Raw genomic sequence first — 19234 nt, forward strand, 5'->3', positions numbered from 1 at the left:
AGAGTAGCCGCTGGGTTACCGTCCCCGGCAATGATGCCCCGAACGCCCACCCGCCGCAATTGCCCAAAATGAGACGCCGCGCCGGCCCGAAAAAGTGCGGTCCATCTCGGGTCATTTCGGGTCATCTCGGTCCATCGTGGGTCATGTGACTTGATCGCGCGCAGCGCGTCCCCATACTGAAATAGTGACAGAGCGGAGACGCGGTCCGTTGGTGCAACCGCCCGCGCGTCTCCGAGAGGCTTCGCCTCCCCTCGCCCCTCTCCCTTTCATGGAGAGGGTGCCCGGAGGGCGGGTGAGGGTGAGAGGTTCGTACCGGCAAGGTGCATTCCACCCTCACCCTCGCTTCGCTCGACCTCTCCCTGAAAGGGAGAGGTGAGGAGAGGAAGAGCCCGCCGGCACACCCCCTGCGCCGGAACGATCTCTTTGCGCGCGAAAGGAGACGCGGAAGAAAAAATTTTTGGAAAATGTAAACACGGGCCGCGATCTAGGAAGGGTGAGGAATCCCGCACGCGCCCGCAACCTCGCGCACCGCGGCGCTTCGGCAACGCGGCAAATTTCTGAATCCCGCGTGGGCAGGTCCGCATCCTTGGGGGCGAGTTGCAAATCTTCCCCCAAGGAGTCCCCCATGAACATCATCGATCACCTCAGCCTTGGCGTTCCCGACATCGAGGAAGCCTGCAAGTTCTACGACGGCCTGTTCGAAACCCTCGGGTGCAAGCGCCTGGCCACGATGGAGACGCTGGCTGCCTACGGCAACGAGGCCGTGCAGTTCGTTCTCATCAAACCCTTCGACGGACAGGAGCATAGCGCGGGCAACGGCACGCACATCTGCTTTGTCGCGGAGTCGCCCGCGGCAGTCGATGCCTTCCACAAGTTCGCCACCGAAAACGGCGGCACCTGCGAAGGCGCGCCCGGGCCGCGCCCCGGCTATCCCCTGCCGGATGTCTATACCGCCTTCGTGCGTGACCCGCATGGGCACAAGCTCGAAGCGATTCACAAGGGGTTCGCGAGCTGATTGCGATCCAATGCGCCTGTGGCAAGTGTGCCCCCGCCCGGTAATCCTCCGGGTGGGGGCACGCTGCCTTGCGAGCCCCTTCGCACGCGGTTAGTCTCCGGCCTGTCTTGTAAGGAGGCGTTTCATGCCGGCAGTAATCACGGGCGATGGCGGATCGATTGCGTATCCCAAGGTGGGCAGCGGGCCCCGGCCGGTGCTGCTCATTCCGGACTGGCTGTTCTCGGGCATGTACTGGCAGGACGTGATGGACGCCCTGCCCCACGATCGCTTCACGGTGATGATGCCCGATCTTCGCGGCACGGGACTCTCCCACCATCCCGAAGCCGGCGGCCACGACCTCGATCGCTTCGCCGACGACCTCGTAAGCCTGATGAGCCAGGAGAGCGCTTTCGATAAGAAGTGGATCCTGGTCGGGCACGGCATGGGCGCGCTGCTCGCCCAGCGTGCGGCCGCGGTCTACAAGCGCAAGGTGGGCGGTCTCGTGCTGGTGGCACCGATGCCGCTGGGCGGCATGGCGCCGGAGGGCGAGGCCGGCGAGCTGGCAAAGGAGCTTGCCGCCGACCGTGACCACGTTGAGGAGATCCTGCCCTTCCTGTTCGCCGGCGAGGTGGATGAGGACGATGCCGACTTGCTGCTCGACGATTTCGAGCAGACCTCGGATGCCTATCTCAGCGAGACCTTCGCCCAGTGGAGCGAGGCCGGAGATTCCGAAAAGATCGCGAAGATCCGCTGCCCGATGCTCCTCGTGACCGGCGGGAAGGACCAGCTCATCCCCGAGGCCGCACCCGAGCAGATTGCCGCATTGGCCAAGTCGGCCTCGCGCAAGAGCTATCCCGAGGCCGGGCACATGATTCCCATCGAGGCCCCCGGAGCGCTGGTCGAAGACATCTGCGCCTTCGAGGCCGCCCTCGAAGAATAACGCTCGCCCATGGGCGCGCCGCCAAGCTACAATTAAGCCCGTGTTCGGACGGGAAAAAGCGCGCCATCGGTTCCAGCCGCTTGGGAAGTGGGCATTCTGGAAAGAATTCTTCCGGGTGGCCCACCAGGAAGAGCTGCTGGCCGATGCCGCGCAGCTCTCCTTCTATTTCACCTTCGCCCTCTACCCGGCGCTCCTGGCGCTGCTGAGCATCGTCGCCCAGCTCGAAATCGGCGCCGTCGACGAGGCGCTCTTCAACCTCTTCGCCACCATCCTGCCCGAGGACGTCATCCCGCTGGTGGTCGGCAACGTCCAGCACATCGTGAGCCAGCCCGGCGGCACGCTGGTGGGCGCCTCGCTGGCCCTCTCGCTGGGTGCCACCCTGCGCGCGGTGCGCGCGGTGGGCCGCATTTTGAACCGCGCTGCCGGGGAGCCCGAGACCCGGTCAATGTGGATGCAGCTTCTCCAGCAGGTCCTGGCCATGTCGCTCATCGGCGGCTTTGTCATCAGCGTGGCGCTCTGGACCGGCATTCTGCGCAACTACCTGGGCCACCTCGACTACGCGTGGGTGGACTTCGCCTGGGTCCTGCTCAAGTGGGCGCTGTTGGTGGGTATCTTCATGGGCGCGGTCTCCCTGCTCTATGCGCTCGCACCGGCCGGAAAGCAGGAGTGGCGCCTTGCCGCGCCGGGACCGCTCGTGGCGGGCCTTGCCTGGACGGGCAGCAGCATCGTGCTGCGCAAGGCGGCCGCCGGGCTGATCGACTATCACGTTTTCTACGGCTCGGTGGGAACGACGATCCTGCTGATGGTGTGGATCTACCTCACCAGCATCTGCGTCCTGGTGGGCGGCCACTTCGAGGCACGCGCCCGCGCCCACGTTGCGGCCAGCCATGCGGCAGAAGAAAGCGCCGAGGCCGAGCTCACCGGCAATCGCCCGCCCCCCGAGGTTTGAGGCCCGTTCATTACCGCGGGTGCAACCCTGGTCGTTGGGCGCTATCCTCCCCCTCCGCCGGAGCAGGGAGCACCCCATGAGTTTTGTCTTGCCCAATTACCAGCACGCGCGCGGCCGCCACTGCGGCTCGGGTTCATTGGCGAACCTGTGCCGCTATGCGGGCCACCCGCTTTCAGAACCCATGGTGATCGGCCTGGGCGCCTCACTCGGATTCATCTACATGGAGAACTCCGCCATGTCGCCGGGCCGGGTGTTCTTCCCGCGCAACAACACACTCGAACAGGACTTCTGCCGCCACGCAGGCGTGAAACTGGAGGTCCACCGCGAGAAGGACCAGCACGCCGCCTGGGAAGGCGCGCGCAATGCGCTCGAAGCGGGCCTGCCGGTCATGCTCAACTCCGACATCTACGAGCTGCACTACTTCGGCTCGCGCACCCACTTCAACGGGCACAAGACCCTGCTCGTGGGGCACGACGAAAAGGGCGCGATCATCTCCGACACCGAGTTCGACGAGATCCAGCACGAACCTCTCGACACTTTGGCCAAGGCGCGCAGCTCGAAGTACCCGCCCTCCCTTGCGGGTGACAGCCCCTGGTACACCTTCGCCTTTGAGAAATCCCTGCGCCCGCTCGAGCGCGCCATCCCCGAGGCCATCGCCGATCAGGCAACAAAGATGCTGAGCGCCAAGGGCAACTTCGGCTGCGGCGGCATGGACATGGCCGGCGAACGCCTCGGCAAATGGGGCGAGGCCGAAGACTGGCAGTGGGCCGCGCGCTTTGCCTATCAGATCATCGAGCGCCGCGGCACCGGTGGCGGCGGCTTCCGGAAAATGTATGCCGAGTTCCTGGCCGAATCCCGCGAGCTTGTCCCGGCAATTGCCGATGCGCGGCTCGACGAACTGATGGCGAAAATCGCCGCCGACTGGACCGCGCTGGGCGAAGAGTGCAAACGCCTCAGCGAGCGCGAGGAGCCCGGCGACTTCAGCGAGGCCGCCGAGCGGATGCGCGAGCTGGCCGGCGAAGAGCGCGCCTTCTTCGAATCGGCCGCAAAACATTTCGCATCCTAGAAAGCGACTGGAACAAAGCACTTGAGTGATTCAACCGACAAGTATTTCACCGTTGTTCGCGGGCTGAAGCTCCACTACGTCGAGTGGGGCGATCCGAAGAACCCGCCGCTCCTGTTGCTGCACGGATGGATGGACATTGCGCGCTCCTGGGACCAGGTCGCGCCCGCGCTGGCCGAGCACTTCCACGTGCTGGCCCTCGACTTTCGCGGCCACGGGCTCTCCGACTATCCCGGCGCTGGCGGCTACTACCACTTTCCCAACTACGTCTATGACGTCAGTCGCATGGTGGAAGATGTTCTTGGCGGCGGGCCGATCCATCTGGTCGGGCACTCCATGGGCGGCATGGTGAGCTCTCTCTATGCCGGGACCTTTCCCGAGAAGGTCGCGCGCTACGTCAACATGGAGGGCTTCGGCCCGCAGAAAATGGAGCCCGCGGCAGCACCCGCGCGCTTTGGCGAGTGGATCCGCGGACTGAGCCGCCAGCTCAAGAAAGAGCCGCGCCCCTACGAGACCCTTGAAGAAGCGGCCGACAAACTCTGCAAGTCCAACCCGCGCCTCTCCAGGGAGTTCGGACTGCACCTGGCAAGACACGGCACCGCAAGGGGTGACGACGGCAAGTACCGCTGGCGCTTCGACCCGCTGCACAAGACCCGCAACCCGCAGCCCTTCTACGTCGAACAGGCCAAGGAATTCTGGAAGCGCATCGATTGCCCAACGCTCATCGTCGTGGGCGCCGACAGTCGCTTCCAGCAGATCATCCCCGACTGGCGGGAGCGCGTAGAGGCCTACAGGCATGGTCGCGTCGTCGAAATTCCCGACTGCGGCCACATGATCCACCACGAGCGCCCCAAAGAGCTGCTCGCGGAAATCGTTCCCTTTCTGACGGGCAAGAGTGACTGATGGCCGTTCGCGAGATCACCAAGCTGGGCAACCCCATCCTTCGCCAGCGCGCCGCCGAGGTTACGCCAGCCGAGATCGCCGCGCCCGAGACCCGGCAGCTCATCGACGACATGATCGAGACCATGCGCGAGGCGAGCGGCGCGGGCATCGCGGCGCCGCAAGTCTCGGTCTCAAAGCGCATCGTGCTGGTTGAAGTGGGGCATAACCGCCGCTATCCCGACGCGCCGCAAATCCCGCTTACGGTTTTCATCAACCCGGAGATCGAGCCGCTCACCGACGTGCGCGAACCAGGCTGGGAGGGCTGCCTCTCGGTGGACAACCTGCGCGGCATCGTCTCGCGCCCGCTCAAGATTCGAGTGCGCCACCTCGACCGCGAGGGCAACCCCTGCGAGTTCATCGCCGAGGGCTTCTTCGCCCGCGCCATCCAGCACGAGTGCGATCACCTGGACGGCATCCTCTACATCGACCGCGTGGACGACACCCGCACCCTGACCCAGCTCCGCGAGTTCGAGCAGTACCACCTGGCTGCTTCCCGCGAGACCCCGCCCGAATAACCTGCCGTGCAAGTGCGCGCAGGACGTCTATACTGTTTCAGAGTTTCTCACTGCATTGACCTACAAAAGGCGCGCAACGCGATGCGCGCGGGAGCGAAATCATGCGCCAACACATGAAAGACTACATCGAGTTCGGAAAATCCGGCGCCGCGCGCAGCGTGCGCCTGCTGGCCGAATACATGCGCGCCATGGAAGCAATCGAGCGCCTCAAGGACCATCCGATGGTCACGGTGTTCGGATCGGCGCGTCTCGATGAGGAAAGCCCCGGCTGGCAACTGGCCGAGGAATTCGGAAAACGCTCGGTTGAAGCGGGATACGGCGTCATCACCGGCGGCGCCTCCGGCGTCATGATGGCGGCCAACCGCGGCGCCTATGAAGAGGCGCGCAAGCGCGGCCTGGCGGTCGAGGACTACTCCATCGGCTGCGCCATCACCCTGCCTTTCGAGGAATCGAAGAACGTCTACCTGGGCACGCAGCTAGACTTTCACTACTTTTTTATCCGGAAGTTCTTTCTGTGCGCCTATTCACGCGGGTATTTCTATTTCGACGGCGGCGGCGGCACACGCGATGAGTTCTGGGAGATCTTCTGCCTGATCCAGACCGGCAAGATGGAGATCGTGCCCATCGTCGCGGTGGGTGATGAAGCGGTCTGGAAGAGCGTGAAGGCGGACCTCCAGCACATGGCGGAGCGCGGCACCATTTCCCCGCCGGACTGCAACATTCCCGTCTATGTCGAGACCGCCGACGAGGCCGTCGCCGAGCTGCAGCGCTTCTACCGGCGCCTGCGCCAGGTCTTCTACGACAAGATCAACCAGCGCATCGAGCTCCAGCTTCGTGAATCGCTGGGCAAGGACGAGGTGAAGGCACTCCAGAAGCGCTTCGCCGACGTCGCCGAGTTTGAATGGGATGCCGGCAAGAATGCGCTGCACACGACGCAGTTCAACTTCCGCTCCTACTCGGACCTCTACGATATTGTGGATGCAATCAACGAGGGCTAGGCACTATTTGGGCAGTCGCACCATGTGGTCGGCCAGCGCGGCCAGTTCCTTGCGGCTGGTCATCCAGATGGCCTGCCCCAGCGAGGCGGCTACCAGCGACTTCACCGCGCCGGCGATCGAGCCGATGCGCTCTTCATCGAAGCGCGCGGCGATGTCGTCCCACACCAGCGGGAACTTGCTCTGGAGGGTCTCCGCCGTTCCGAGTGCCACGGCCAGGTAGGCCGCTTCTTTCGTAGAGTTTGAGAGCTTCTCCCACTCGACGAGCTGCCCGTTGCCGGCCGCCAGTTTGAGCTCGCCATCATAAAGCTCACCCGAGGGGTGGCGGCTGCCGGTAAAGGCACCGATGCGCGAGAGCAGACGATCGTGCTCCTCCAAACTGAAGTCACCCGGGTCCTGCCCGCGCACTTCGGCCGCGGCGCTGAGCAGCGCGCCCACGCCTCCGCCGCTGCCCTCGCCCGCGGCCGCCGGCGCGCCGAGGCCGGGGGAACTCAGGCCCGGTGAGCTGAGTCCCGGGTTCGTCACCCCGCCGCCTGCAAGCTCGGCCTCCAGTCGGTCGATCTCGATCTTGATCTGGGTTGAGTCCATGCCCATCCCGCCGAACTGGGCGATCTGGTCCTGCAGTTCCTCGATGCGCTTTTCGAGGCCGCTCATCTCTTCAATGGCCTGCTTCACCTCGGGCTGGTTGCGCTGGGCTTCGAGCTGGCTCTCCAGCTCGGCAACGCCCTGCTTGTATTTCTTCGCGCCGCGGATGCGCTCGAGGATTTCCTTGACGTCATCGACGCCCATTTTCTGAAGGAGCCCCTTCACCATGGCGCTATCCACATCGAAACGCCGATGGGCTTCATCGATGCTGGTGACCAGTTCCTGAAATTTCTCCTCGGCCGCTTTGACCTTCTTGGAGCGCTCGAACCACAGGTAGTAGCCGAAGCCCGCCACGCCCATGCCGACCGGCAGCAGGAGGATCAGCTTGCGCAGGATGTTAATGTCCGCCGCGCTGCCCACGATGCCCAGGATGATCGAGAGCACCGTGAGTCCCACGCCGCCCAGGACGATCGGATTCTTGAAGAAGGGTTCGAGCGAGTTCTGGTCAAACTCCAGGTCGCGGCCCATGTCGATTTTCTGCTGCTCGCGCTGGGCCATGTCCTGCGCATGGGATTCCTGGGTCTTCTCGAAACGAACGAGGCGTTGTTCGAGCTCTGCATCGATGTTCAGCACGTCGGAGAACTGCGCGAGTTTTTCGCGCCCCTCGCGGATGCGCCCCTCCATCTGATGGATCGCACGGAGCTTGTCCTCGTATTCGAACTTCTTGGACTCCACGCCGTCGAGTTCGAACTGCATTTCTTCGAGCTTGCTGGCGTTGTCGATTTCATTCTTGAGCAACTCGATGCGCGCGCGCTTGTCATCGGCGGTCATTTCGTGGGCCTCGACGTGCACGTTGCCCTGGAAGAACGAGCCTTCGTCGCCACCACCGGACGGACCGCTTGCCAGCCCACCCTCGACGTCGAAGGCACTGGATGCACCAAAACCGCCGCCGCCCGTGGGCAGCGCTTCCTCATGCAGCAGGAACAGCGACGCGAAGAGCTGGGGACTCGGAGCGCCGAGCTCACGCAGTCGCGCTTCCACGGCGGCCTCGCCGGTCTCTACCGATTCGTATTTCTTGGTTTCGGGATTGGCACGCGCCAGCGTGCAGCCACCGGTCACGAAATCGCGGATGGTGCGGTAGACCGCGCCGTCGCTTCCCTTGAAGGTCAGTGCTGCGCGCGAGAGCTGGGGGCTTTCCCAGGCGATGAGGTTTGCGCCATCGGGCGCGCTGGCTGGATAGAGCAACGAGTGGACGCAGCGCGCAACTGTGCTCTTGCCGCTTCCGTTCGGACCGAAAATGACGTTGAGGCCTGGCTTGAATGCAATCTTCTGGGATGCGGCGAACCGGCCCACCCCCTGCAGCACCAACTCGATGATTTGCACTGGGATGGTCCCTCCGGCCTACCGCCCTGGCGGGCGGCTGAATTAGCGCCGGGGCCGTTCTTTGATGCGTGCAGACTTACCGCTGCGGTCGCGCAGGTAGTAGAGCTTGGCCCGGCGTACACGTCCGCGCGCCTTGACCTCGATCTTGTCGACGACCGGCGCGTTGATCGGAAATACTCTTTCCACCCCTACGCCGGAGGCTACCTTACGAACGGTGAAAGAGGAACGCAGACCCGCATTTTTCCGGGCGATGCAAACGCCGGTAAAAATCTGGATGCGCTCCTTGTTGCCTTCACGGACACGCACGTGAACCGAAACCGTATCACCGGGTTCAAACTCGGGGATGTCGCTCTTGATCTGTTCGGCTTCCAGGTTCTGAATTCGCGGGTCCATGTCGCGCACCTCTTCTTTAACGAGAGCAGCTTCTTAAGCTGTTGAAATCACTGATTTGCTCGCCATCGGCACCACCTGCCCGGGCGAGGCCGCGTATATTGAACTCAGGGGGGTGGCTTGTCAAGGCGCCCGAAGGGCCTTTTCCCGCCATTTCAGGGGGTTTCGCTGCTTTTCCCTGGCGGATTCCAGCCCAGGGCCGCCAGCGCCTTGAGATCGGCCTTGTCGAGCCGGCCGGCCTCCCAGGCAGCCAGCAGCAGGTCGGGGCGCACCTTGAGCGTCTGTTCGAGCGAGCGATCCCTGCGCCAGCGGGCCACTTTGGCATGATCGCCGGTCAGCAGCTCGGGCGGAACTGAATGGCCTTCAAATTCCGGCGGGCGCGTGTAGTGGGGATATTCGAGCAGCCCATCACCGTAGGAATCGCTCTCGCGGGCCGAGTCATCCCCGGTCGCTTCGGGGATGAGACGCACGATGGAGTCGAGCACCGCGCAGGCGCCGACTTCCCCGCCGGAGACAACGAAGTCCCCGATTGAGACCTCTTCGGCGCCCAGCACGTCGACGATGCGCTGGTCGATTCCTTCGTAGCGCCCGCACAGGATGACCACGTGGCCGCCGGCATCGGCGATCTCGCGCGCATCGGCATCGCGCCAGGGGCGGCCGCGCGCGGCAAGCACGATCACGCGGCTCTTCTCGTCGTAAGCCTCGAGACCCCGCACGCACGCGATCACCGGGTCGGGCTTGAGCACCATTCCCCCGCCGCCGCCGTAGGGTGTGTCGTCCACGTGGTGGTGGGGCGGCGGGGCGTAGTCGCGAAAGCTGTGAATGCCGAAGGACACAAGCCCGCGCTCGGCGGCGCGCCCGACAATGGAGGTCTCGGTGTAGGGGGCAACCAGCTCGGGAAAGAGCGTGAGGACATCGATGCGAAGGCTCACGCTTCCACCTCGTCGGGATAGATCATCTCGGCGGGATCGATGATGACCTCATGGGCGTCGGCGCGGATCTCCAGCAGCGTCTCGTTGCTCACGGGAAGATAGGCCTCCCCCTTCGCAGTCTTGCAGACGAGATAGAAACGTCCACCGCCATCCCAGACATCGCCTACCGTACCCAGCTCTTTGCCGTCCCTGCCGAGGAGCCGGGCGCCAAGGACTTCGTGGAAATAGAATTCGTCTTCTTCGAGTTCCGGCAGCGTATCGGCCGGGACTTCGACCTTGGCCAGCGTCCACTCCGCAACGCTCTCGCGCCCCTCGATTCCCGCAAAGCTCACAATGGGCGAATCGGCACTGCCACGCGTCGACGTCACGGTCGTCTCGCGCACTTCATGCGGTCCCTCCCGCGTAAGACGCACGACCATATCCGGCTCCACGTCCAGCTCGGTGCCAGGCGTCAGACGCAGATAGACCTCGCCGCGCACCCCGTGCGCGCGGCCCACGGCCCCGACGGCCACCCATTTTGTTTCGGCTTTGCTCATCGCGTTCCAGTTTATCCCGCCAAAATAGAAAACGCCCGCCCCACAAAGCGGGACGGGCGCGAATTTCTCACTGCAGACTACTCGAGGATTTCGAGAACGGCACGCTTGCCGGACTTCACCGAAGCAGCGCTCAAAATCGTGCGCATCGCGCGCGCGGTGCGCCCGCTCTTGCCGATCACCTTGCCGAGGTCGGATTCAGCGACGCTCAGCTCGAATACCGAGCTCACGTCACCGGCGACTTCCTTGACGGAAACCTGCTCGGGATCATCGACCAACTGACGGGCCATGAAGACGATGAGCGCCTCCATGTCGACGTCGCCGGTCTCGACCTCGTCATACTCAGTGGATTCAGACATCGGAACCTTCCGCTAAGCCGGAGGGGCTCAGGCTTCGGCGCTCTCGCCTGCTTCAGCAGCGGGAGCAGCGGCCTTCTGGCCACGAATGAGCTTGAGCACGGTGGGCGAGGGCTTGGCGCCAACGCTCATCCAGTAGTCAACGCGCTCGGAGTTGAGCGTGACCTGATCCTTGCGGGTCATGGGGTTAAAGGTGCCCAAGACCTCCAGGAAACGGCCATCACGCGCAAACTGCTTGTCGGCGGCCACGACCCGGTAAAAGGGTCGCTTGTGGGTTCCATGTCGTGCGAGTCGAATTACAACAGCCATCTTTTCTTCTTTCCCTATTGCCTTCGATCCTCTCGAAGGGCGCCCGATACTAGATGATTGGGGTTTTTCCTGCAAGAGGGACCCGCGGCGGGGCCTCAGCGGGCTCAAATCGGCTCAAAACGGGTTTTTCCCGCCCATCATGGCCCCAAGGTTGGGCATGCCGAACTTGTTCATTTTCTTCATCATCTTGCGCATTTCCAGATAGCTCTTGAGCAGGCGGTTCACATCCTGAACCTTCGTGCCAGAGCCGGCGGCAATGCGCTTGCGGCGCGAACCGTTGATGATCTTGTGGTCCTGGCGCTCGCGCGGGGTCATCGAGTTGATGATCGCCTCCACACGCTTGAGCTCCTGCTCTGCCTGGGCAAAATTCTGGGCCTTCTTGAGGGCCGGCGGCACGCCCGGGAGCATCTTGAAAATGCTCTCGACCGAGCCGAGTTTCTTCATCTGCACGATGGAGTCGCGGAAGTCCTCGAGGTCGAACTCGTTGCGACGCATCTTCTTTTCGAGCTTTTCGGCCTGCTTCTCGTCGAACTCACGCTCGGCCTTCTCGATCAGCGAAAGGACGTCGCCCATGCCCAGGATGCGCGAGGCCATCCGGTCGGGATAGAAGGGCTCGAGATCGGCGGCCTTTTCGCCGACGCCCACGAACTTGATGGGCTTGCCGGTGACCGCCTTGATCGAGAGCGCCGCGCCGCCGCGGGCATCGCCGTCGAGCTTGGTCAGAATGATGCCGTCGAGCGCGAGGCGCTCATCGAAGGCCTTGGAGACGTTCACCGCTTCCTGACCGGTCATGGAATCGGCGACGAAAAGGACTTCGGTGGGCTGCGTCGCTTCGACGATGCGCTCGAGCTCGGCCATGAGCTCTTCGTCCACCTGCAGGCGGCCGGCGGTATCGAGGATGACGACGTCGAGTCCCTCGCGCTTGGCGCGCTCGATGGCGTTCGTGCAGATCTGCACCGGGTCGCGGTCGGGCGCGCTGTCGGCGACGGGGATCTCCATGCGCTCGCCAAGGGTGCGGAGCTGATCGATTGCAGCGGGACGGTAGACGTCGGCGGGGACAAGCAGCGGGCTGCGCTTCTCGCGATCGCGCAGGTGCATGGCCAGCTTGCCGGCGCTGGTCGTCTTGCCCGAGCCCTGGAGGCCGGCCATCAGGATGACCATCGGCGGCGCCACCGCCAGATTGAGCGGGGCGGCGTCCTGCCCGAGGAGCTTGACCAGTTCCTCGTGGACGATCTTCACGAACATCTGCGAGGGATTGAGATTCTTCTGAACCTCTTCACCCAGCGCGCGTTCCTTGACGTGTGCGATGAAGTCCTTGGCTACCTGGAAGTTGACGTCGGCTTCGAGCAGCGACATGCGCACTTCGGCCAGGGCATCGGAGACGTTTTTCTCCGAGAGCTTGGCGTAGCCTGTGACCTTGCGCAGGGCGCCCGTCAATTTATCTGAGAGCGAATCGAACACGGATCTTCTTCTTGCTGGTTGCCGGGCCGCGCGTCCGTGCGCCGCCCAGGGGGCCTCAATCACCATGAAACCCCGGAATAGAGTGGAATTTCTAGAGGCTTCGGCGCCCCGGGTCAAGCTGGCCGGCACCGGCGTCGCCTTGCAGAACTCGTCCCCACAAGGCCAAAATGGCCCGCCCCGGCCGGCGAGCCCGCCACCGGGGCCGCTTAAGGACTGATTCGATGCGACTGTTCAGTGTTTTCCTCGCCGCCACCCTTTTTCTGGGCGCTCTCCAGAGCGGCTGCGCCGTGATCACGGCCGAAGAGAAGGCCCAGATCGAGGCCCGGCTCAAGGAAGTCGAAAACCGCCAGGCCACGGTCGAAGACCAGGCCGAAACACGTCGCCAGCGGATCGAAGAGCGCTTCGCCGACCTCGAAAACGCCGTCGGTGAGCTGCGCACCGGTCTTGCAGCAGGCGCCGGCAACGAGGAAATCCTAGCCCGGCTGACGGAGATCGAGAAGACACTGGGCAAACAGGCCAAGACAATCGCAGGCGGCGCGACGCCCGTGTCGCTGAAGAGCCAGCCCGGCCAGCCACCCTCCGAGCTGGAACAGGCGCGCGCGCTGCTCGAAAAGGGAAAGGCCATCGAAGCCCGCGAGGTGCTGCAGCGCCTGGAGCACACGCGGCTTCCCGAAGGCGCCGCCTCGCTGATCACGCTGCTCGTTGGCGAGAGCTACTACCAGGAAAAGAACTATCACGAGGCTATCCTCGCCTTTCACAAGGTCGTCGAGATGGACCCGCCCGTCGCCGAAACCCCGCAGGCCATGTTGCGCGAGGCGCAGTCCTTCGCCCTGCTGGGCAAGCACGAGAACGCGGCCTTTCTCTTTCGCAAACTGCTGAGTGATTACCCCGATTCCGAGCAGGCCGAGCAGGTCCGCAAGGAACTCGAGGGGATGGAGTAAACCGTGCGCGTTCTGGGCATTGAAACCTCCTGCGATGAAACTTCCGTCGCCGTCGTCGAATCCGACGGCGTCACCACCGAGGTGCGCTCAAATCTCATCTATTCGCAGATCGCGATTCATGAGCCCTACGGCGGCATCGTTCCCGAACTCGCCGCGCGCAAGCACATCGAGACCCTTGCCGCCATGGTGCGCCAGTCCCTTGAACAGGCAGGCGATTCGCTCGAGACCATTGAGGGCATTGCCGTCACCCACGGTCCGGGCCTTATTGGTTCATTGCTGGTGGGGCTCAACTACGCCAAGGCGCTCGCGTGGGCGCGCAAGATTCCTTTTGTCGGCGTCAATCACGTCGAGGGACACCTCAACAGTATTTTTCTGGAGCACCCGAAGCTCGCCGACGCGCCGTTTATGGGGCTGGTTGTCTCGGGCGGTCATACGTCACTCATCTACGTGCGCGCGCCGGGCGATTACCTGCGCATCGGCAACACCCGCGACGATGCCGTGGGCGAAGCCTTCGACAAGGCGGCCAAGCTGCTGGGCCTGCCCTATCCCGGCGGCCCGGCCATCGACAAGCTCGCCAAGCAAGGTGACGAGCGTGCAATCGCCTTCCCGCGCGCGCAGGTGAAGAAGTCGCCGCTGGATTTCTCGTTCTCGGGGCTCAAGACAGCCGTGCGCCTTGCCGTGCAGGACCGCGGCGGGCTCGAAGCGCTCGATGAGCAGACCCGCGCCGACGTTGCCGCCGGATTCCAGTGGGCCGCCGTGCGGGCGCTGCTTCTCAAGGCGCGCCGTGCCATGGAGCAGTACGGGGTCAATCACCTCGCCGTGATCGGCGGCGTGGCGGCCAACTCGCGCCTTCGCGCCGAGTGCGAGGCCTTCGAGCGCGAGTTCGGGATTCACTCCTACTTCCCCTCACTCAAATACTGCACCGACAACGCCGCGATGATCGCCTCGCTGGGGGCGCGCCGCCTGTGCGCGGGCGAGCGCGATGAGCTCACGCTGCCTGCCACTTCGCGTCTGCCGGTGGGCAAGGCGGTTGAGAAAGCCGCATGAGCGACTTCCATCCCTCTCGCAAGCTCGGACAAAACTTTCTGGTCGATCAAAGCGTCGTGCGGCGCATCGTCGAGAGCGCAAAGCTCAGCCCGGGCGAGCTTGTGCTCGAAGTGGGTCCGGGCAAGGGCATTCTGACCCGCGGCCTGCTCGAAGCCGGCGCCCGCGTGCTCGCGGTGGAGATGGATTTCCGCCTCTACGAAGAGCTGCAGGAAACATTTGCGGGTGAGTCCAATCTGGAGATCATCCGCTCCGACATTCTCGACCTGGACCTGAGCGCGGAGCTCCGCAAGCGACTCTCGAGCGGCGAGAAGGCCAGCGTCGTCGCCAACCTTCCCTACTCGGTTTCCAGCCAGGCGATCTTCGCCTTCCTCGATGCCTCGGCTTACCTGCGCGGGATCACTGTGATGCTCCAGAAGGAAATGGCCCAACGCATCGCCGCCGGGCCGGGGTCGAAGACCTACGGCTCGATCAGCGCGGCAATCGCGCTGCACGGGGGAGCAAAGCTGCTCTTCAAGGTCGGACCGGGCGCCTTTCGGCCCAGGCCGCGTGTCGATTCTGCAGTGGTGGGAATTGAGATCGCCCCCATGGCCGAGGAGGCGGAGCTGGCCGTGGCCAGGAAGGTCGTGCGGGCCGCCTTCGCCAGGCGCCGCAAGCAACTGAGAAATTCTCTGATGGAAGCCCCGCAACTCACGCTCTCAGCCGAGGTCATCGACCGGGCGCTGGCGCAGGCGGGCATCGATCCAAAAATCCGGGCCGAGATGCTCTCGGCCCAGGAGTTCCTGAAACTGGCAGCCGCAATCGCGGCGCAGGGCTAGCCGGCTTTTTCGTTGCGGTCGTCCAGCGGGAGCATGACCTGCTGGCCGGGGATCTGGTCCTGGTAGCGTTGGAGCACCAGATCCACGCCCTGACGGATATACTCCGCCACAGGGACACGTGTACGCTTGGATAGGGCCTTGAGACGCTCGTCCTGAGCGCGCTCGAGATAGACCGTCGTAGAAACCTTGTTCGACGCCATGGTGATAACCTGTCGTGGAACGGGAGAAGGAAAGGCGATGGCGCTAGGATACATTGCCATATATGGTCCGTCAATCCCCCGAAATCGCGGGGGTTTTTCGGGCCCGATCCGCCCTCTGGGGGCCGGATGCCCCCTTGAGGGTGTAACCTTGGCCCGGGCGGTGCGTCTGATGGGATGTGCAAGTGATGGCCCTGGCGGCTGATGAAGACGAGACACTCCTCCATCGGCTGCAAGCAGGCGAGGAGCGGGCTTTCACGGATCTGGTGGAGCGCTATCAGGGACGCATCGCTGCCTTTTTGAGGCGGATGCTCCCGCGCGGGGCGGACGTCGAGGACGCCGCGCAGGCCGTCTTCACCCGGGCCTGGTTGGGGATGGGAAAATTCAGGGGCGAGGTGAGCCTGGAGAGCTGGCTCTACCGCATCGCCCGCAATCACGCCATCGACCGCCTGCGACGAAAGCGCGCCCGCCCCGAGCTCCCGCTTGCGAGCCTGTCCGAGGAGCAGGAAAGCGCGCTGCACGAGCAGACCGCTTCCGACGAGGCCGACCCCGGCGAGCGCTTCGACGAGGATCAGCGCGCCCGCAGGGCCTGGGAGCTGCTCGCCGCGCTCAAGCCCGAGGACCGCGCGCTGCTGGTGCTCAAGGAGATCGAGGGCAAGTCCCTCGAAGAGATCTCCGAGATCGTCGGCAAGCGCGTGGGCGCAATCAAGGTACGGATCTCCAGAGCGCGCAAGAAGTTGCGCGAGCAGCTCGAAGCGATGGAGAATGAAGAGTGATGAACGAGCGCGACAAAGAACTCGACCGCAAGCTCGATGAGCATCTGGCCGCACTGCGCGACGCCACAGCGGACGCCCCGCTTCGCTCCGGCATGGCGGCGCGCGCGCTGGCTGCTGCGCGCGAGGGCGAGAGTGACTTCTGGAGCAAGCTCCTTCGCGCCGCGCGTTTCGAGATTCCGGCGCTTGCCGCCGTTGCAGCGGCCGCGCTCATCCTGGCCGGTCGCGCGCAGACGACAACCACTTCAACGAGCGTGAGCACAACCGTGACGAGCACCGGCGCGGAACAGGCGCCGCTCTTCCCCGCCGATGATAGCGCCGATACATGGGCCACCTGGGCCTATGAGAGTGATTGGGACAGCTCCCTGTGGAGTCAGCAGGATGGATAAGAAGGAAATTCAGGCAGGCCTGCTGCTGCTGGGCACCTTCGTTCTGGGCCTCGCCACCGGCGTGGGCGGCACCATGTGGATGCTGCCGCGCGCGGGCTGGGAGCGCCCTGCCCGCCACGGCCCGCCGCCGACGCGCGAAGACGAGGCGGAGCCCACCCGCTTCCTGCCGGGCATCGAGCCCGAACGACGTGAGCGCATCGAGAGCGCCGTGCAAGAGACCCGCCAGAGCGCGCGCACCGCGACCCGCCGGATTCGCGCCGACCTGATGAAGGAAACCGATGCGTTTCTCTCCACCCTGCGCGGCATTGCGCCCGATGCTGATGTCGATGATCTGGCCGAGGAAGCGCAAGAGATGATTGCCGGAGGGCGCCGCGGGATTCCGCCGCCGCCCCACGTGCGCGAGGAATTCGCGGGCTGGCTCGACGAGCAGCGCATTTCCGAAGACCAGCGCCGCGCCGCCGCCGATGCCTTCGACGGCTACATGGAACGCTACTGGGAATCCTTCCGCTCGATGCTGGAACTCTCGGCGCAGAAGCGTCGCGAGGTGCGCGAGAAGATCGGCGAGGAACTCACCGACGAGGAACGCCGGGAGTTGCGCGAAAAGTTCCGCGAGGAGCGCCCGCGCGCTCGCGACCGGGAGGGCCGGCGCCCGCCGCCACCGCCGGCACCCGGAGCACCGCCCCCACCCCCTCCGCCGCATCGAGGCGATTACTGAGGCTTGTTCCCCGCGGTGCACGGACGCTAGAGTCCTTTCCATGAAGTGCCCTGTCTGCGGAGCCGAGATCGATCCACCGCTTCCCATCGGGCGGCGCGAGCATTGCGAGAAATGCGGCGCGGATCTCCATGCCTGCCGTTGCTGTACCTTCCACGATACAAGCGCCTACAACGAGTGCCGTGAGCCCCAGGCCGACCGCGTGGTGGACAAGGAAGCGGCCAACTTCTGCGACTACTTCGAGCCCTCCGGCATTGCCGGGACCGGCAGCGGTCTCTCCGACAAGGACAAGGCGAAAAGCGCCCTGGACGACCTGTTCAAGAAATAGCCCGCAAAGAAAAAGGGCGACGCATTCGCGCCGCCCTTTGCGTATTCAATTCAGTGCCAATCAGAAGGTAATCACCGTCACCACGTCGCCGTCCGGTGTGGCGATGTCGATCTGGACGGCCTTTTCATTGTCGAGCGCCACGTCCGCCGGCGGATCCTCGGGCGGCGAGATGTCGGCGTTCTTTCCGCCCTGCGCCAGACGGGCGAGGATGTTGCCGCAAACCACGTTGGCGAACTCGCGCACGATATCGACGAGTTCTTCCTCGGAAGGATCGTCGGCATTGATGAGCTTCTTCGCCATCTTGCGTGCGACGATTTCCGGAACACCAAGGATGTAGCGCGTGTTGTAATTGCCCGAGAAGCTGATCTGCACGCGCTCGCCGGGAATGTTCACGCTGCCGGAGACAAGCTTCGCCGGGGTGAGTTTGTTTTCAACGCCGCCCATGCGGAGCAGCAGCTTGTGGGTGAGATCGAAGAAGGTCGACGCCAGTTCCTTGTCGGGAATCTCGGCAGGCAGTTCTACCTGGTTGGGGTGGTAGCCCGCCTGCTGCTCCTTGAACTCTTCGAGCGCCTTGTCGATCTGTTCCTGGGTGGCGTAGCCCTTGGTCACGACGGCATCACCCAGATAGACGCGGTCGTTCTTCTGCGCGGTGATGAGCTCGTCGACCTGACCGTTGCTCAGCAGGCCCAGTTCCACGGCTGCCTCGCCGAAGCGGAGGTCCTTGGACTGCTGGAGCTGATTGATGCGGTCGGCGTCGGCGGCGCTGATGAAGTTTTTCTTCACCGCGTAGTCACCGAGCTTGAGATTCTGGGATTCCTGGTAATCGATCGCGTCGAGCAACTGCTCGCGCTTGATGACTTTCTCTTCCAGCAAGAACTGGCCAAAAAACTGAACGCCCATGTGCTGTGATTCCCCCTGGCCTGCCTGTGATGCGCGTAGAGTGCCGGACGCTTACAGCGCCTCGAGCGTGCTCTGAATCTTCTCGGGTTCGAATGGTTTGGCGATGACGTTCTTGGCGCCCACCTTGAGCGCCTCCACCACCTTGTCACCTACCCCGCCAAGGGAGCTGATCATCACGACCTTGGCGTCCTTGTCGGACTGCAGGATCGCGCGCGTTGCCTGAAGCCCGTCCATCAGCGGCATGACGATGTCCATGCACACGATGTCGGGCTTGAGCTGTTTATAGAGTTTAACGGCTTCTGCGCCGTTCTTTGCGTGGCCGACGATCTCGTAGCCAGGGAAGCCCCCGATGATTTGTTCGAGTTGCTTCGCCGTCGTGATCGAGTCATCCACCAACAGAACCTTCTTCTGTTCTGCCATGAAGAAAAACCCCTCCGGCCTCTCAAGGGACTCCGGCAATCGGTGTCCGGGACCAATTGGTATCAAGCTGTGCGTGTAACGCTACTTAACTTCGGGGGGGTTGTAAAGGTGACAGGGGGATCAGTATGGCCGGGTTGGGCGCTATTTCGCGGCGCACTGCGCTCGCAACGCGATGCGTCTATTGCCCGCGCAAGCAGCGCACCGCGCTGGCCACGTCGAGTTTGCCCTCGTAAATCGCGCGGCCGCTGATGACACCGATTACGCCGTCATCGGCGAGCGTGCGGGCCTGCTCGACATCTTCGAGGGAGGACACACCGCCCGAGAGGATCACGCCGATCCCGGCGTCCTTGCAGGCGCGGCCCATG

At 64.0% G+C, this 19234-nt stretch carries 25 protein-coding genes; 14 read left to right on the top strand and 11 right to left on the bottom strand.

What is annotated here, in order from left to right; genetic code table 11:
* Positions 1–625 precede the first annotated feature (625 nt).
* The 7 genes from KDH09_07670 (at position 626) to KDH09_07700 (ending at position 6401) form a co-directional block, all read left to right on the top strand.
* Positions 626–1015: a VOC family protein gene (locus tag KDH09_07670; protein ID MCB0219554.1), complete on the top strand. Its 390-nt coding sequence runs from the start codon at positions 626–628 to the stop codon at positions 1013–1015.
* Between the two features lie 124 nt (positions 1016–1139).
* Positions 1140–1934: an alpha/beta hydrolase gene (locus tag KDH09_07675; GenBank protein MCB0219555.1), complete on the top strand. Its 795-nt coding sequence runs from the start codon at positions 1140–1142 to the stop codon at positions 1932–1934.
* Between the two features lie 115 nt (positions 1935–2049).
* A complete protein-coding gene (locus KDH09_07680) occupies positions 2050–2883 on the top strand; it encodes a YihY/virulence factor BrkB family protein (protein MCB0219556.1) in 834 nt (277 codons plus the stop codon).
* Between the two features lie 76 nt (positions 2884–2959).
* Entirely contained in the window at positions 2960–3949 is a 990-nt protein-coding gene (locus KDH09_07685; protein MCB0219557.1) for a BtrH N-terminal domain-containing protein, read from the top strand.
* Between the two features lie 21 nt (positions 3950–3970).
* Positions 3971–4849 carry an alpha/beta hydrolase gene (locus KDH09_07690; GenBank protein MCB0219558.1) on the top strand — a complete coding sequence of 293 codons (879 nt, stop codon included), beginning with the start codon at positions 3971–3973 and terminating at the stop codon, positions 4847–4849.
* Entirely contained in the window at positions 4849–5403 is a 555-nt protein-coding gene (locus tag KDH09_07695) for a peptide deformylase (GenBank protein ID MCB0219559.1), read from the top strand. The genes KDH09_07690 and KDH09_07695 overlap by 1 nt, the downstream gene beginning before the upstream one ends.
* A 101-nt stretch (positions 5404–5504) precedes the next feature.
* Positions 5505–6401 carry an LOG family protein gene (locus tag KDH09_07700; GenBank protein ID MCB0219560.1) on the top strand — a complete coding sequence of 299 codons (897 nt, stop codon included), beginning with the start codon at positions 5505–5507 and terminating at the stop codon, positions 6399–6401.
* 3 nt (positions 6402–6404) lie between these two features.
* Here the strand turns inward: KDH09_07700 and KDH09_07705 are convergent, their stop codons facing one another.
* The 7 genes from KDH09_07705 to ffh all read right to left on the bottom strand — a co-directional run bounded on the left by KDH09_07705 (position 6405) and on the right by ffh (position 12347).
* Positions 6405–8366 carry an AAA family ATPase gene (locus tag KDH09_07705; protein MCB0219561.1) on the bottom strand — a complete coding sequence of 654 codons (1962 nt, stop codon included), beginning with the start codon at positions 8364–8366 and terminating at the stop codon, positions 6405–6407.
* 42 nt (positions 8367–8408) lie between these two features.
* A complete protein-coding gene (rplS, locus tag KDH09_07710; GenBank protein ID MCB0219562.1) occupies positions 8409–8759 on the bottom strand; it encodes a 50S ribosomal protein L19 in 351 nt (116 codons plus the stop codon).
* A 152-nt stretch (positions 8760–8911) separates the two neighbouring features.
* A complete protein-coding gene (trmD, locus tag KDH09_07715) occupies positions 8912–9688 on the bottom strand; it encodes a tRNA (guanosine(37)-N1)-methyltransferase TrmD (protein ID MCB0219563.1) in 777 nt (258 codons plus the stop codon).
* Complete coding sequence (rimM, locus tag KDH09_07720; protein ID MCB0219564.1) at positions 9685–10224, bottom strand: 16S rRNA processing protein RimM; 540 nt, start codon at positions 10222–10224, stop codon at positions 9685–9687. Before rimM ends, trmD begins: the two co-directional genes overlap by 4 nt.
* A gap of 77 nt (positions 10225–10301) precedes the next feature.
* Positions 10302–10532 carry a KH domain-containing protein gene (locus tag KDH09_07725; protein MCB0219565.1) on the bottom strand — a complete coding sequence of 77 codons (231 nt, stop codon included), beginning with the start codon at positions 10530–10532 and terminating at the stop codon, positions 10302–10304.
* 75 nt (positions 10533–10607) lie between these two features.
* The gene (rpsP, locus tag KDH09_07730) at positions 10608–10886 is read right to left on the bottom strand and encodes a 30S ribosomal protein S16 (protein ID MCB0219566.1); all 279 of its coding nucleotides are present in this window, start codon (positions 10884–10886) and stop codon (positions 10608–10610) included.
* 114 nt (positions 10887–11000) lie between these two features.
* Positions 11001–12347, bottom strand: a complete 1347-nt coding sequence (gene ffh / locus KDH09_07735; GenBank protein MCB0219567.1) for a signal recognition particle protein — start codon at positions 12345–12347, stop codon at positions 11001–11003.
* A 221-nt stretch (positions 12348–12568) separates the two neighbouring features.
* Here ffh and KDH09_07740 point away from each other — a divergent pair, with 221 nt between their 5' ends.
* Genes KDH09_07740 through rsmA form a run of 3 tightly spaced genes read left to right on the top strand, consistent with a single transcriptional unit; the run spans position 12569 to position 15150 of the window.
* On the top strand, positions 12569–13288 hold the full coding sequence (locus tag KDH09_07740) for a tetratricopeptide repeat protein (GenBank protein ID MCB0219568.1): 720 nt from the start codon (positions 12569–12571) through the stop codon (positions 13286–13288).
* A 3-nt stretch (positions 13289–13291) separates the two neighbouring features.
* Positions 13292–14335 carry a tRNA (adenosine(37)-N6)-threonylcarbamoyltransferase complex transferase subunit TsaD gene (gene tsaD / locus KDH09_07745; GenBank protein MCB0219569.1) on the top strand — a complete coding sequence of 348 codons (1044 nt, stop codon included), beginning with the start codon at positions 13292–13294 and terminating at the stop codon, positions 14333–14335.
* Positions 14332–15150: a ribosomal RNA small subunit methyltransferase A gene (gene rsmA / locus KDH09_07750; protein MCB0219570.1), complete on the top strand. Its 819-nt coding sequence runs from the start codon at positions 14332–14334 to the stop codon at positions 15148–15150. The genes tsaD and rsmA overlap by 4 nt, the downstream gene beginning before the upstream one ends.
* On the opposite strand, the gene KDH09_07755 is transcribed toward rsmA, so the two are convergent.
* Positions 15147–15350: a ribbon-helix-helix domain-containing protein gene (locus KDH09_07755; GenBank protein MCB0219571.1), complete on the bottom strand. Its 204-nt coding sequence runs from the start codon at positions 15348–15350 to the stop codon at positions 15147–15149. The two genes, rsmA and KDH09_07755, sit on opposite strands and share 4 nt — an antisense overlap.
* A 185-nt stretch (positions 15351–15535) precedes the next feature.
* Between KDH09_07755 and KDH09_07760 the strand changes: the two genes are divergently transcribed.
* From KDH09_07760 to KDH09_07775, 4 genes are read left to right on the top strand one after another with little or no spacing between them, the layout of a single operon-like run.
* The gene (locus KDH09_07760) at positions 15536–16123 is read left to right on the top strand and encodes a sigma-70 family RNA polymerase sigma factor (protein MCB0219572.1); all 588 of its coding nucleotides are present in this window, start codon (positions 15536–15538) and stop codon (positions 16121–16123) included.
* Complete coding sequence (locus KDH09_07765) at positions 16123–16509, top strand: hypothetical protein (GenBank protein MCB0219573.1); 387 nt, start codon at positions 16123–16125, stop codon at positions 16507–16509. Before KDH09_07760 ends, KDH09_07765 begins: the two co-directional genes overlap by 1 nt.
* Positions 16502–17224 carry a hypothetical protein gene (locus tag KDH09_07770; GenBank protein MCB0219574.1) on the top strand — a complete coding sequence of 241 codons (723 nt, stop codon included), beginning with the start codon at positions 16502–16504 and terminating at the stop codon, positions 17222–17224. Before KDH09_07765 ends, KDH09_07770 begins: the two co-directional genes overlap by 8 nt.
* 40 nt (positions 17225–17264) lie before the next feature.
* Positions 17265–17549 carry a hypothetical protein gene (locus KDH09_07775; protein ID MCB0219575.1) on the top strand — a complete coding sequence of 95 codons (285 nt, stop codon included), beginning with the start codon at positions 17265–17267 and terminating at the stop codon, positions 17547–17549.
* 60 nt (positions 17550–17609) lie between these two features.
* On the opposite strand, the gene KDH09_07780 is transcribed toward KDH09_07775, so the two are convergent.
* From KDH09_07780 to KDH09_07790, 3 genes are all read right to left on the bottom strand, one after another.
* Entirely contained in the window at positions 17610–18449 is an 840-nt protein-coding gene (locus KDH09_07780) for a chemotaxis protein CheX (GenBank protein MCB0219576.1), read from the bottom strand.
* Between the two features lie 51 nt (positions 18450–18500).
* A complete protein-coding gene (locus KDH09_07785; protein MCB0219577.1) occupies positions 18501–18869 on the bottom strand; it encodes a response regulator in 369 nt (122 codons plus the stop codon).
* 178 nt (positions 18870–19047) lie between these two features.
* A partial coding sequence (locus KDH09_07790; GenBank protein MCB0219578.1) for a 1-(5-phosphoribosyl)-5-((5-phosphoribosylamino)methylideneamino)imidazole-4-carboxamide isomerase occupies positions 19048–19234 on the bottom strand: 187 nt, incomplete at its 5' end.

Source organism: Chrysiogenia bacterium (assembly GCA_020434085.1).
In the GTDB taxonomy this organism is placed as follows: Bacteria; JAGRBM01; JAGRBM01; order JAGRBM01; family JAGRBM01; genus JAGRBM01.